At 39.7% G+C, this 13,255-nt stretch carries 17 protein-coding genes; 13 read left to right on the forward strand and 4 right to left on the reverse strand.

All coding sequences use genetic code 11. The annotated features are described in order from the left end of the window. Nucleotides 1–661 precede the first annotated feature (661 nt). The 13 genes from ACYQ2C_RS13815 to ACYQ2C_RS13875 all read left to right on the forward strand — a co-directional run bounded on the left by ACYQ2C_RS13815 (nucleotide 662) and on the right by ACYQ2C_RS13875 (nucleotide 10,030). The gene (locus tag ACYQ2C_RS13815) at nucleotides 662–1,159 is read left to right on the forward strand and encodes a type 2 periplasmic-binding domain-containing protein (protein WP_460047378.1); all 498 of its coding nucleotides are present in this window, start codon (nucleotides 662–664) and stop codon (nucleotides 1,157–1,159) included. Nucleotides 1,160–1,162: 3 nt separating this feature from the next. Further along, nucleotides 1,163–1,834, forward strand: coding sequence for an RraA family protein (locus ACYQ2C_RS13820; protein WP_460103681.1), 672 nt, complete (start codon nucleotides 1,163–1,165; stop codon nucleotides 1,832–1,834). After that, nucleotides 1,831–2,760, forward strand: coding sequence for an aminotransferase class IV (locus tag ACYQ2C_RS13825; RefSeq protein WP_460103677.1), 930 nt, complete (start codon nucleotides 1,831–1,833; stop codon nucleotides 2,758–2,760). Before ACYQ2C_RS13820 ends, ACYQ2C_RS13825 begins: the two co-directional genes overlap by 4 nt. Then, nucleotides 2,744–3,463, forward strand: a complete 720-nt coding sequence (locus ACYQ2C_RS13830; protein ID WP_460047384.1) for a 2OG-Fe dioxygenase family protein — start codon at nucleotides 2,744–2,746, stop codon at nucleotides 3,461–3,463. The genes ACYQ2C_RS13825 and ACYQ2C_RS13830 overlap by 17 nt, the downstream gene beginning before the upstream one ends. Nucleotides 3,464–3,515: 52 nt before the next feature. Beyond that, nucleotides 3,516–3,836 carry a YciI family protein gene (locus ACYQ2C_RS13835; RefSeq protein ID WP_460103673.1) on the forward strand — a complete coding sequence of 107 codons (321 nt, stop codon included), beginning with the start codon at nucleotides 3,516–3,518 and terminating at the stop codon, nucleotides 3,834–3,836. Nucleotides 3,837–3,847: 11 nt separating this feature from the next. Further along, nucleotides 3,848–4,084, forward strand: a complete 237-nt coding sequence (locus ACYQ2C_RS13840) for a hypothetical protein (RefSeq protein ID WP_460103671.1) — start codon at nucleotides 3,848–3,850, stop codon at nucleotides 4,082–4,084. 79 nt (nucleotides 4,085–4,163) lie between these two features. Further along, nucleotides 4,164–5,669, forward strand: a complete 1,506-nt coding sequence (locus ACYQ2C_RS13845) for an AMP-binding protein (RefSeq protein WP_460103668.1) — start codon at nucleotides 4,164–4,166, stop codon at nucleotides 5,667–5,669. Between the two features lie 2 nt (nucleotides 5,670–5,671). Next, nucleotides 5,672–5,899, forward strand: coding sequence for an acyl carrier protein (locus ACYQ2C_RS13850; RefSeq protein WP_460103666.1), 228 nt, complete (start codon nucleotides 5,672–5,674; stop codon nucleotides 5,897–5,899). Continuing rightward, nucleotides 5,892–6,785 carry a chlorinating enzyme gene (locus tag ACYQ2C_RS13855; protein ID WP_460103663.1) on the forward strand — a complete coding sequence of 298 codons (894 nt, stop codon included), beginning with the start codon at nucleotides 5,892–5,894 and terminating at the stop codon, nucleotides 6,783–6,785. The genes ACYQ2C_RS13850 and ACYQ2C_RS13855 overlap by 8 nt, the downstream gene beginning before the upstream one ends. Before the next feature lie 254 nt (nucleotides 6,786–7,039). Continuing rightward, complete coding sequence (locus ACYQ2C_RS13860) at nucleotides 7,040–7,801, forward strand: alpha/beta fold hydrolase (protein ID WP_460103660.1); 762 nt, start codon at nucleotides 7,040–7,042, stop codon at nucleotides 7,799–7,801. Nucleotides 7,802–8,016: 215 nt separating this feature from the next. Continuing rightward, complete coding sequence (locus ACYQ2C_RS13865; protein ID WP_460047394.1) at nucleotides 8,017–8,382, forward strand: Cif family virulence factor; 366 nt, start codon at nucleotides 8,017–8,019, stop codon at nucleotides 8,380–8,382. 57 nt (nucleotides 8,383–8,439) lie between these two features. After that, nucleotides 8,440–9,261 carry a hypothetical protein gene (locus ACYQ2C_RS13870; protein WP_460103657.1) on the forward strand — a complete coding sequence of 274 codons (822 nt, stop codon included), beginning with the start codon at nucleotides 8,440–8,442 and terminating at the stop codon, nucleotides 9,259–9,261. 178 nt (nucleotides 9,262–9,439) lie between these two features. Continuing rightward, on the forward strand, nucleotides 9,440–10,030 hold the full coding sequence (locus ACYQ2C_RS13875; RefSeq protein ID WP_460103654.1) for a LysE family translocator: 591 nt from the start codon (nucleotides 9,440–9,442) through the stop codon (nucleotides 10,028–10,030). A 114-nt stretch (nucleotides 10,031–10,144) separates the two neighbouring features. Here ACYQ2C_RS13875 and ACYQ2C_RS13880 read toward each other — a convergent pair whose 3' ends face one another. The 4 genes from ACYQ2C_RS13880 to ACYQ2C_RS13895 form a co-directional block, all read right to left on the reverse strand. Next, nucleotides 10,145–10,531: a hypothetical protein gene (locus ACYQ2C_RS13880; protein WP_460047397.1), complete on the reverse strand. Its 387-nt coding sequence runs from the start codon at nucleotides 10,529–10,531 to the stop codon at nucleotides 10,145–10,147. A 172-nt stretch (nucleotides 10,532–10,703) separates the two neighbouring features. Continuing rightward, nucleotides 10,704–11,822, reverse strand: coding sequence for a nucleoside hydrolase (locus tag ACYQ2C_RS13885; RefSeq protein ID WP_460103651.1), 1,119 nt, complete (start codon nucleotides 11,820–11,822; stop codon nucleotides 10,704–10,706). A 378-nt stretch (nucleotides 11,823–12,200) separates the two neighbouring features. Further along, complete coding sequence (locus ACYQ2C_RS13890) at nucleotides 12,201–12,614, reverse strand: diacylglycerol kinase (RefSeq protein ID WP_460103648.1); 414 nt, start codon at nucleotides 12,612–12,614, stop codon at nucleotides 12,201–12,203. A gap of 23 nt (nucleotides 12,615–12,637) precedes the next feature. Next, on the reverse strand, nucleotides 12,638–13,012 hold the full coding sequence (locus tag ACYQ2C_RS13895) for a gamma-butyrobetaine hydroxylase family protein (protein ID WP_460047400.1): 375 nt from the start codon (nucleotides 13,010–13,012) through the stop codon (nucleotides 12,638–12,640). Nucleotides 13,013–13,255 lie beyond the last annotated feature (243 nt).

Here is a 13,255-nt window from a genome sequence, read left to right on the forward strand (position 1 = left end):
ATTTTCACATTTTCACATTTTCACATTTTCACATTTTCACATTTTCACATTTTCACATTTTCACATTTTCACATTTTCACATTTTCGGCGTTTTTTATTCTGCATTTCCTAACTAAAGATTTTTCCGATATTCAATTAATTTCGAAAAGATATAAATAAAATTTTCACGTTAGGATTCGATAATAAGTGGTTTTGGTTAATTAGAGAATTGCGAGATTTGTCGAATTTTTAGTGCCGGTAAATACAAATATATCAAGCTGTAATAATTTTTCAAATTGTAAAATATAACACCAATTAAAAGCAAAAATCTTCAAGGTAGCAGTAGTTAAGATATTTCTATGAGATGTTTTTCACGCCAAATATATTTCTATGTTGTTGAAAAATTAAATATAGGTGAGTTGTTCAAAAAATTTATATAAGTAAATTCAAACAATAAAATAAGTTAATTGTAAGCATTAAAAATCCTGAAAATAAAAAGCAGAAAATGTTGCAGTGTTAAAAACAGGGGATTTTTAGGAGAGATTTTTTGTGCTTAAAATGAATGCCTAGCTAACGCCGTGAGCAGTAGCTGAATTTGACGCACGACGGTTTTTAAAATGGTTCTGTTGTTTTCAGTATCTGATTAACTTAATTCCTGTATTTAATTTTTGAGGCTTCTTCTATGCGGATAGGAACATTGGGTCCACAAGATACTAATTCCGAAATGGCATCGTATTTTTATTTAAAAGAAAACAACTTCGAAGGGGATGTGGCTTTGTACGATACGCCAGAATTATCAATAGAAGCGTTAAAAAACGAAGAAGTTGATAAAGTGATTTTGTGCATCGTATATCCAAAATTAAACGATATTGTTTTCCAAAATTTAACGTCGATTAAAATGACCGGCGTGTTTATGAAACCTACCGACGCCATGGTAATTGGCGTGGCAAGGGACGGTGATAGAGCCTGCTCTCACCCGGCACCAGTGGAATTAATTCAACCTTTTTACTCCAATGTAGAATTGGTTAATAGCAACGCAGACGCAGCTAAACAATGCGCATTAGGAAACTACGACGCCTGTGTAACAACACTTGCTGCCGCGAAAACCAATAATTTAGAAGTCAAACACAGTTATGGTCCGGTAAGTATGGGTTGGGCTATTTTCGAGCGGAGACATTAAAACATGTCTGTGGCAGCGCTTTTAGACGGATTAAGCACGGCTAACATCGCTGATGCTTGCGATCACGTTGGTGTTCCTTGTCGATATTTATCGAAACAATTGCGTTATACACACGGTGAAAAATTCTGGGGTTATGCCGACACGGTAATGTGGGGGCCAACACGAAAAGGTTCAGAAATTATTAAACCGTCGCCTTCTACCTGGCAGGACGTCGGCGCGTTTGTCGCAGATATAAAAGATGACGGTACACAGAAGGTTTATGTCGCCGGCTGCCGCGAAATTTCCGACGAATATGTACTGGCTGGTGGTATGAGTCTGACGTTTATTGAAAAAAGACGATACCAAGCCGCCATTCTATTTGGTGCCGTGCGCGATTACGAAGAGATAAAAAGACTTTCTATCCCGGTTTGGTATTCGAACCTTGCGGTTATGGACTCCCAGGGATGCATGAAGGTCGAGAGCCGTGGCGCGGGCTGTCTTTTTTCCGGTCATTGGATTGCACAAAACGATTTAATTGTTGGCGATGCAAACGGTGTTATTTGCGTTGGTATTAACGATGTTGAAAAAGTTTTGTCAAGAGCCCAAGACATTAAACACATCGAAGACGACGTATTGGCAAAAATACAATCCGGATTGGATTTGTTTGAACTGGTCAATAAGGGAGGTCATATATGAACACGAAATTTATGCCTCAGCTGCAATCGGATAAAACTCAGTATGTTTACAACGGTAAGTATCAAGGTGAAGTTTCGCCCAGCTATGCACCTGGATTATTTTCTCTGAATTATTCGGTGTGTGCCTTTGAAGGTATTCGTTCTTACGCTACCAACAAAAATTCTATTGCTGGGATTTTTCGGTTAGAAGAACACATTGATCGCTTCTTAATGAGTTGTAATTATTTAAATTTGAAATCAGAGCATATAAATCAGCAGGCATTATTATCTTTGACGATTGATTTGGTAGCTAAGTGTCGCGATCGAGATCTGTATATTCGACCCATAGCGTTCTTTGGTGAAGGCATTATGAGCCTTTCGTCGCCGCCTGCGGTGCAGATGGTCATTATGGCTACGCCTTTTTCGACGATGCCAAAAAAACAACCGTTGAATATCGAAGTCTCCGATATTGTAAGAGATACAAAGACCATCAACAAAAAAATATCTCGTAATTATTTTGATTCATACATGGCTCTGGGGAAAAAATCCGCAGGTTTTAATGAGGTAATGATGTTTGATGACCAAGGTTTTGTTACAGAAACCAGTGCTCACAATATTATCTTTAAATTAAATAATGGCGAATATGTAACGCCCAGTGATGAATATTGTTTGCCAGGTATTACCCGTAAAACGGCCATCGAACTGTTAAAAGAAATGGCTATTACGGTTAATTACCGGGCGGTTCATAAAGACGAATTAAATAAAGTCGTTGCCTGTGCATTAACAAGTACAGCTTCAGAAATTCGAGTGGTCGATCAAATCGGAGGCCAACAATTAATAGGTCATAATCAAGCCTTCGACGAAATCATTCAATGTTATAAAAGTTTAACAACCGGCTATCTGCCAGAGTCTGATAAAAAGTGGGTCACCTATGTTACAGCGTATTGAAAAAGATGGTCATACTAAATTCTTTTACAAAGACGAGCTAACACTGGATATACATTTTCCAGAGTTGGATATATCACAATTACAACGATCTTTTGATTTTGTACCCTACGATAATTATTACGATAAGGGGTCGCGTTACAGAACGACATCCCGCGTTGAAATTACCGAAGAGGGTTACAAATTGTTACCGAAGGTTGCCCTGTACCAACCTACCTATGTGAACGACATAGACTCTTACGGCGGTATCGATCGAATTTATGCCGACGTACCTATCTCGTTATTACAAACAGAAGCGTTTGACACCATGATTAAATGCTGGCTTGAACAAATTCCGTTTGAGGTAAAAAGCTTCTCCGTACATCAAATTCGCACCACCGATTCTGGTAATCCAACGCCTGAGGGCAGACATAAAGACGGTACCGATTGGACAGGCGTTTATATTGTTCGCAGACACAACATCGAAGATGAGTCGGGTAAAACTAAATACTGGATCAAGGACGAAGAAGTCGTTTCTGAGGTGGTTCCGGAAGGTGGTTTAATTTCCCACTGCGATCGATATTTTCTCCATTGCGCAACACCCATCGAGAAAAAACACCCAGATGAACCCAGTTTTCGCGATGTATTTGTATTAACGACGCCTGAGCACGGGTTAAATCGCGAACAAGAAGAATACCGAGCTAAGGTTCTTGAAGTAGATTTATAAATTTTAGTACATCGTCTTTGTTAAATATTTTAAAAAATATGAGTTACCCTACATGAGTGAAGCGCCTGTTATTAATCCTAAAATTGTCACCTTGCAATTACTCAAATATTCCTTTTGTGAAGACTTTGTAAATAAAAGGATGCCATTTCGTGATCAACATTTACTTCATATTAGCACAGCCTGCAAAAACGGAGTTGCCAAGGCAGGTGGAGCAAGTGGTGATCCTATAACAGACGGTTTGATCATATTCGCGGGTAGCAAAGACGATGTGCAAAATTTTGTGGATAACGATCCGTATTACCTAAATGGACTGGTAACCCAATACAGTATTGAAGATTGGTACGTTGTTTCGGGTTATGAAATTTTTGAATAGGTGGATAAATCGTGCTGAATAAAGAAAGTTTCTTAATGGCCATTGGTACTTCGCTGAGTACGATTGGCAAAAGCGTAGATACTCTCGATTATAAATTATCGACTGCCGATTTTGATCTTAATTCTATTGAAACAATGTTGTTTGTGTCTCAACTAGAAGGCAGTAGCGGTGTTGCTATTAATTTTGAAAAAATACCGGCAATTAGCGATATTCAGTTTGAAGATCTATGGAATGCAACCTTGTCATAGGTCTTAAGTAGATCTTCAAACAATTAAACCGTTTATTTAATTTTCAATCTTTGCGGCATTAACAACCGCGCGGTGTATTATGAACCTATACCAACAAATAAGCGCATATCGTAATCGAGACGATATTTATATCAAAAACGCGGGTGAATCTCCGGTAGCCTATCGCGATTTTTTCGAAAATGTCGATCGCTTAGCAGAAACACTCGATTCCATCTTGCCAGCCAAGGGCGTTGTTTTTTCTGATCTGCCTAAGTCGGTGGAATCGGTAACCTTGTTGATGGCTTGCATAAAGTTAGGATTGGGTTTCTGTTTTATTGATACAACTCTGCCGACTGCTAGAAAACTCAGTGTCTTTAATCGAGTTAATCCAATTCTTTGTGTGTGTACACCAGAATTTGGTGCAGACTTAACCGCTAACAATGAATCTTCATCGTGCGCAGATTTACTTGCAAAGAGTCCGGTGACATTTCAACACGCGTATTTATCAGTAAACAAAATAAATACCCAATACGACGGTAATATTATTTTTACCTCTGGAAGCACCGGAGAGCCCAAGGGTGTTATGGTCGGTTTGCAGGCGTTAGCTCATTATGTTGATTCAATGCTAGAAGTCATGAACGAGCGCGCAGGCACCTGGCTTAGTTTGTGTCCCATCCATTTTGACGTTTTCCAATTGGATTTCTTGGTGCAGTTCGCTCGTGGTTTTAACATCGTTATTGCCGACTCGGGGCTTCTGCCTCAGCAAATCATGACGCTATTAAAATCGGACGACATTACAGAATTCCTAGCGATTTCTACCATTTTAAAAATGATGGGATTGATCTATCAAGGTAAGCCGCAGGAATTACCAAAATTGACCCGAGTCTACTACGGCGGTGAAGGCTGTCCGGTCAGTGTGTTAAAAACCATTGCTGGAATTTTTCCACAGGCTAAGTTCTGTCAATTCTATGGCCCAACCGAGAATACTAACAACACAACTTTCTTTAAGTTTGATCAGCCCTTTGATACCGATACCGGATTTATGCCGTTGGGTAATTCACTCAAACACGTTGATATTCAGTTGATCGATGAGCACGGATCTAAGATTCAAGAGCCGCGTATTGAAGGTCAAATTATTATTGCTGGCCAGCAGCTTATGGACGGGTATTTGGGTACTGAGCAAACCGAGCAATTAAAAATTTTCGAAGATGGCTCTAAGGCGTATTACACCGGCGATTTTGGCTATAGAGATGAGCAGGGCCGATTGTGGTTTACCGGTCGAAAAGACGATCTGGTTAAAATTCGCGGTAACCGAGTTTCTCTTCAAGAAGTTGAAGCAGCGGTTCTCAAATCAATGCCAGCGGGCGCCTATGCCATAGCCTTGGTTCGACAAAAAAATGGTTTTGATTCTTTAGTTGCTGGTGTAAGCAGCGATAAAAAAATAGAAATTAAATCCATTAAATCCAACATTTCAAAAACATTACCCGTGTATGCAGTGCCGGAATCGATCATCGAAATAGATTTTTCAGAAATAAAGACGCTTTCCACCGGAAAACTTGACCGTAAAAATTTTAAAGCCTGCTTATTAAAGCAATTGGAGGGATAAAAATGCACGCTGAATTAGCAACATTATATTGGAAATCACTCAATATGGATATGCCCGGAGATGCCGACGCTCAGTATTTGGATCTTGGTGGCAATTCGGTAGGTATTTTTGTGCTTACAGAAAGTATCCGCAAAAATTTGGATATTGACCTTGATCCGTCAGTGTTGTTATCCGAAAAATCCAGTCTAAATCAACTCACCGACCATGTTGAGAGCCTGACCCATGTCTAGAAACAAAAGCATCTATTCACTCACCGATGAACAATTAGAAACCTTCGATAAGCAAGGTTTTATTGGTCCGTTTACCTTGTTCGACTCTGAGCAAATGAAAGAGTTGTGGAATAAGCGTATTCGCAAAGAGTTATTGTATCGGGAAGACTGCGTTTTCCAGAATTCACGTTTGAATTACGATCGTCACTTAGATTTAAAGTCGCTTCAACAAATTGTTACATCACCGGTAATTGTAGATAAAGTCGCGTCCATTATGGGTGATGATCTGCTTTGCTGGCGTACTGAGTGGTTTCCTAAATATCCCGGTGACGGCGGTACTGAATGGCATCAAGCCAAGCGTTTTTTCGAGTTCGAAAATCAACCTAAACTCACCCCGCCTGAACATTTATTGGAAGGTGAAAAATACTGGGTTGTAACCGTTTGGATCGCCATGACCGATGCTACCCTAGAAAACGGCTGTATGAAGTTTATGCCGGGCAGTCATAAAGAAAATTGGTTCTTTGATGAATCTAAAGGTAATAATTTCGATCAGGAAAAAGTTGCCGTTAATGATAATTCTGGATTCTTTGGTTACAGTTGGGAAAATCTGAAGGTCGATAGCAGTTGGAAACCGGACGAAAGTAAAGCGGTAACCATGGAAGTTAAAGCCGGACAATTCTTTGTGTTTACTTCTAAGTGTTTACACGGTTCGTTTCCTAACATATCTGAGACAGACACCCGTTTTGCTATGGCGGCGCGTTACGTTATTCCAGAAGTGGCTGTTTATCAAAATTTAAAAACCTTTGATGCCTTAGGTGAAGTATTGGATCTCGATAAATACGCAACCCTATTGGTTTCTGGTGAAGATAAGGTAGGTATTAATAAGGTTAAAGAGCCTTGGTTGTAAACCTATAAAAACCTCTGATTAACTCCTCCAGGATTTAATCAGAGGGCAGAAACTAAACATGCGATTTCCAATTTCTTGCCCATTTTAATCACTGACCGTGCTTGAATTGGATGACACATCTGTGTATTGCTGGAAACTCTTGGTTAATCAAAGTTTCTTGTAAAAATTGGCTTCAATTCGTTTGTTAACACAGAAAATCCAAGAGTCTTGGGTTTTCTGTCGTCTCTAAAATAAAATTGTGATGAAGGTGCTCTGTGTTAGAAGTTACCCAGTTTGGTAATCCAGAAGGTGATACTTTAATTATTTTGTCTGGGTATATGTTTGGTAATTGGGTGATGATGCCAATGGCCAAACATATGCCGGATATTAATGTTATTTTAATCAGTAATTTAGGAACCGGGTACGGCGATGTAGTCGAGAGCGATATATCGGCCACATTGGCTTCTATTGACGCGGTAATTAAACAGTTTGGTCTCAAAGAATTCCATCTGGCTGGTCATTCCATGGGTGGCTTTATTGCACAAATATATACAAGCTTGCGTGCGCAAAGCACTATAAAGTCACTTATTTTATTGGGCAGTTGTCATCTGGAAGAGTTTAAGGGCTCGTATCGTAATAATTCTGAGCACGTTTTGAATGATTTATTTTCTCTGGATGCAGATACGTTTTTCAAATTTACAACCTTTAGTGCATTCTCACCTGAGTTTATGATCGGTGATAATTTATCAGTTCTAAAGCGCGATTTCTTTGCTTTTATGCCTGAGTTTGAAGATTGCAGTAAACAGCATATTTTATTAAAGAGTGTGAACGATTGGTTTGCTGATCATGTTTTAAATATTGATACCGAAATTTTAAATATTTATGCGCTGGGCGATAAAATTGTTAAACCAGAATGGGCTGAGAATTATTGTGCGCATAGCGCAAAGGTAAAAAATTATCCGATTTCTGGCAGCCACATGTTTATGTACGAAACGCCCGAGAGTGTTGCAGCAATTATTTCTAGATGGTTGAAGTAATCTTTAAGATCTTCTGATTAACCCAATCCTGATTTGATCAGAGAGCTAAAAGTAAAAATGCGACCTCCAAATTATTCACAATTTTAAACACTTATCGTTCTTGAAATTGACGACACATTCTTTTGTCGCTGGAAACGTTAGGTTAATTAGAGTTTCCTATAGAGGAAACTCATGTAAGTTTTTGTTCCTTTGATGTTTTTATAGGTTGAGTTGACATGATCGATGGTGTGGCATTTATTCGAGACAATTATCCAACAATCAGTAACAGCAACGATCCCACAATATACCGACATTTGTACCATCCCGATATATTGTGGTGTCCGCCCAGTCTTCCCGATAAAACCGGTGTGGATATGGTTGCCTTTTGTTACGGGATGAAGGATTACCATATTTATGTCGAGCTTCTTGAAATAGAAGGTTTGTCTGGGGATGATTTTTCTTACGTCACGGGTTTGGTTCAGGTAGACACGCTAACAAAATCTGGTGAATTTATCGAACGCATCGTATTGCGTGGTTCTTGGGTTGTTGTGAGCTATGAGGGAAAACCTTGCATTCGATATCAAGTTTGGAATCAAAAATAAATTGTAAAGGTTTTGTTTGACGTGATTAGATCTGCCTATTTATCCAAGCCGATTTTTATGCCCGATAATCGTAGGTTCGTAGACTATGTTCAGTCTTTTGCGCCCAGTTCGATTGTTTATAAAAGTGGTATTTTAAAAAATAACGAGGCACTTAGTTTTCTAGGATTGACCAATGGTCTAACCGATGCATTGGATTGGTTAGTTGATAATCTGTCAACGGCATCGCTTCCCATCATTAATAGAGTTGTAGTAACGAGTTCGACAATGTTCTTGTCTCCGCAAGAAACCATCGATTTTTGGACGGTATTAACGGCGTCCATAACACTGTCTGAGTCGGCAGAGCTTTATTTTTTAGGCGGCAAAGGTTGCAACAGTATGGTGTATGGTTGTTTGCAGTCTATTAAAGATGTTCAATCTGGTTTTCTGGACAATATTTTAGTTATTAATATTGATCTATTTTTGGAGCAGAGTAATCGCTACAGCGATTATGCGTTTTTCAGTGATAACGTAGCTTTTGTATGTATTTCTAACGAGGAGCTGGATTATATTTGCGAAGGTTATGATACAACATTGGCGCAGTATCCGGCGGATGCTTTTGCAACTTCCTGTAGTTTTTTCAGCAATGCTCCTGCTTTGAGCTTTTATCAAAAAGATGAGGTGGATTTTTTTACGCTCAATACTTTTTATTTTTTATTGGCAAAAAAATACCAGGCAAGGCCATCACAGTTGGCTTGGAATTTAGATACTCATTTATCGGTTCATCGGTATTCTTTTGATCCGTTTTTTAATTTAATCATATCTGACAGTAAACGCAGTGTGCTTCATGTCGAATCACCGCCTTTCCATTGTGATGAATTAAGGTTGTCGCGAGTTGATTAAATCATTATTCGTCGCGTTGTAGAGTAATTTCGGTCATCTAGGGTGTTGTATTAGAGAGACTTAGGTTATTTGTTCAAATAAAAAATGTATAGCCTTAGGTTGCCGGAGTGAATTTTATAATTGCAAACGCAGCGATTTTGCACACTTAAAAATTAATATTTTCTGGAAGGAATTCATCATGGAGTGGATTGCACTCGCACTATTTGCAATGACAGCAACTTTAACTCCTGGCCCAAGTAATGTTTTGGTAATGAGTTCAGGTTTTAATTTTGGTGTAAAAAAAAGTGTCCCCGTTTTTCTGGGCGTTGTTTTAGGCTTTCCGTTTATGCTGGTTGCGGTGGGCGTTGGTCTGTACAGTATTTTTGCGGTATTTCCGCTGGCGCACATTATTTTAAAAATTGTGGGCTGCGCTTATTTGGTCTACATGGCTTGGAAGATATTTAACACACAGTCGGTCAATGTTGAGTCGTCTGTAGGTACGCCGCCCAGTTTTTGGCATGGAGCTTTTTTACATTGGGTAAATCCAAAATCATGGATTGTAGCGGTCAGTACGATTGCGTCTTTCAGCCAGGTTCAAGATGAGAGGTTACAGGAGGCGTTACATGTGGCATTTATTTTTACTTCTGTCGCTCTACCTTGTGTGGGTACTTGGTTGGTGTTGGGCGATAAAATTCGAGCATTTGTAAAAAGTTCGTATCATGTACGCTGGTTTAACAGAATTATGGCAATTCTGCTGGTTTTATCGGTGATACAAACTTCTTTAAGCTGATGCTGCAGTGCTCAATATCTACATTGAGCGCTGCTTATATAAATAAAAAAACACATGTTATTAATAAATTAACATTGTTATTTTAATTATTTTGAATAAATAAAATCTGTCTGGTTATTCAAGTTCTACTGTCATTACATTACCGCCGTAGCCGTGCATTATGTCGTGAGCTCTGACTTGTACGGTGCGAATGCCTTCTGGAATTTCTATGTTATTTTTGGTTTTCTGGTAGGTTTCTTTGTCTAATTGTGGGTGCCGTAAATCTCGAACTGCTAGAATATTTCCTTGTAAATCAAGTATTTCCCAGCGGTTGGCGTAATGGTCCCAGCCTGAGTCATCGTGTTGTATAGAAACGTGGAAATTATAATTTCCCGAACTTAATTTATGGTATGTCACCTTAACAACATCGGCTTTGCCAGCAGAAGCGAGATTGCTCGCTGAGAATAGACTGACGGTTAACGCGGTTAAAATTGAAAGCTTTCGCAAAGGTGAGTTCATCATCCTGACTCCGTTGATTATTGTTTTTTTGTTTAGCATAGCGCTAATTTATTAATACAAAGCCTGCCTTGGCAATTGTATATAATTTTTTGTACGTGATATTGAATGATGGTTACTCTATCAAATGAGTTAATCATTCAATAGAGTAAATAAAAGGAAGGAGTGCTAAGAAGTGTTATAAAGATTTATTCATCGTTTCTGTAAATAAACTAAAAGCCTCTTTGGATTTCGTTTTTTTGCAAATTTTGGCAGGTTTGTTATCACCGCCTCGTCTTAATACCCCAAAGGTTGCAGGGTCGTAGGATTTTCGTTTTGCGCCGGTGTAGGTTACATCGGGAATATTTTGATTATCCCATTGGCTCGGTTGTTCAATTAAATCGTAAGAAACCGTTACCGAGCTGTATTCGCCAGAGCAAAAACTAGGGTCAATGACAACTAATGCTGCGAGTACATCCCAAAAATAATATTCGCCAGAATTAATAAACCAGTCGTTGTCGTCGAGTACTTTATCCCAAAAGATAGCCGCTTCGGTTTTTGCTTTCTTTTTAAAATCTTTAGCAAATTCGGTGGTTACTTTAACTTCGTTGGTAACATCCAATCCAACCACTTCTATATTTAATTGCGAAGAAAATACTTTTTCGGCAGCAATGGCGTCAACATAAATATTCCACTCTGCGCTTTTATTTGGATGTCCGTCGGTAAAGCCTGGAACAATAATATTTCCATGGGTATCGAATGATCCGCCCATAATCACTAATTTTTCGACTTTACTCACGTCTTCTGGATGATGCTCAATCCACTGGGCAATATTGGTCAGGCTGCCGGTGGCAAGTAGCGTTATTTTTTGCTGAGTACTTTCGATGGCTTCGTGAATTATGTGCACCGGGTGTTTTGCGGTAATAGGTAAGGTACCGTCGGCAATTTCAACGCCAGAAAGCGTATCGGCCTGTTGACGCCACGGTTCTGGAAATGTGAAGTAACCATCCAGTGGGTATGCATCTCCACAACCGATAACAACTTCGTCTTCGGTCGCTAACGCTAATAATGCCGGAATATTTCGCATGGCGGGCGCGCAGCGTGTTTCGCCAACTCCATTGGCCGTTACTGCTAAAAGATCGATTGAATCGGTTTTAGCTAATAATAATAAGGCTGACCAGTCATCAATGGCCATGTCGGTGTCGAAAATCACCGGGGTTTTTTCGGCTGCGTTCGCACTGAAAGCGTTACCTGTGAAACATGTTGTGGCGGCAACAGATAAAATTGCGCATTGTTTAATAAACTTCGATTTGATCATTTCTACGACCTGACCTGCTGTAATGAATAATGTATTGGTGAGTTATTTAAAACCACACCTAAAGCCTAGGAGCTAGTTTACCCGAGTTGACCGTTTGCTCATAAATGCTGATATTTAAGCTTGAACGGATAATATGTGTAGGTACCTCTGATTGCATCGTGGATAAGTTAATCAGATGTTGTTATACATTTAGTGTTCGGGTTGCTATTCATTAGGACGATTGTTTGGCGAATTTACCGAGGAAATTTCCTGAGTTTTTACGAAACATTACCGCTAGCGAGAATAGAATAATCCATCATCAATGACAGGCGTAAGGTCTGCTCGATGAGGATATCGGGTGAGGCGTAAAAGGCGTGATTGGTTTGTAGCTGGGCGCCGTTAGAACAGGCCTATCACTAACCAGCAAGCTGCTGCAAGAATCATAGCGACAAACACCGCTGCTGAACCTGCATCCTTAGCGCGACCGGACAGTTCATGATGCTCTACACCAACTCGATCTACGATCATTTCAATACCGGTATTAAGCAGCTCGATAATCATGACAAAGATAATGCTGCCAATAAGTATCAGGTATTCAAGAGCTGTTTTGGCAACCAGTGTTGAGAGCGGAATAGCTGCAATAAGCGCATAGACTTCAAAGCGAAAGGCTTGCTCGTACCAAAAGGTCGATTTCAGTCCTTTGAGAGAGTAATAGGCGGCTTTGAGTAGTCTGCGTATGGGTGGTGCCGGTTTTTTTTGGCCGTAAATTTTTGCTTTGGTATCGGTTTGCTTACTTTGACGAGCTTCTGACATGAGAGTTGACGTATTATTGTTATTTAGCTGAGTTTAAGTACTTGCACATTGGGATCGCGAGTCAGACCGGCGGCGTCGAGTTTATCCAAATAATCACGCCAAAGCTTAAACTGATTTTCGCACAGGGTTTTAAGATAATCCCACGAGTATAGGCCTGAATCATGACCGTCGTTAAAGATTATTTTTAGCGCGTAATTTCCACAGGCTTCTATATTCGTCATGGCCACATTGATTTTGCCGTGTTGCAAGGTTTCTTGTCCTTGACCGTGGCCACGAACCTCGGCAGACGGTGAGTGCACTCGGAGAAACTCCGCCGATAATTGATAATTGATGCCGTTGTATGCAAGCTCTAAAGTTTGGGATTGTTTATGCAGTTTGATTTTTTCGGGAGCATCCATGGCTAGCCTCACAGTGGAGCTGATGTTTGATTGGGTCGGTCGTGGTGAATTCTAACAATTCAGCGTTAAGCCCTGAAAAATGTGGCACGGCAATCAAGTTTTTAATTTTAACGCTATTTAAAAGTCGATTTCTAATGGAATTACGCTAACGAGCGTATTTATACAGAGGTGGGATGGGTATTGTTCGCGGAACATACCGCGAACAATGAGCGATATCGCGGTAATCATGAGTTCTTTAATGTT

The sequence above is a fragment of the Sessilibacter sp. MAH3 genome (assembly GCF_054658275.1).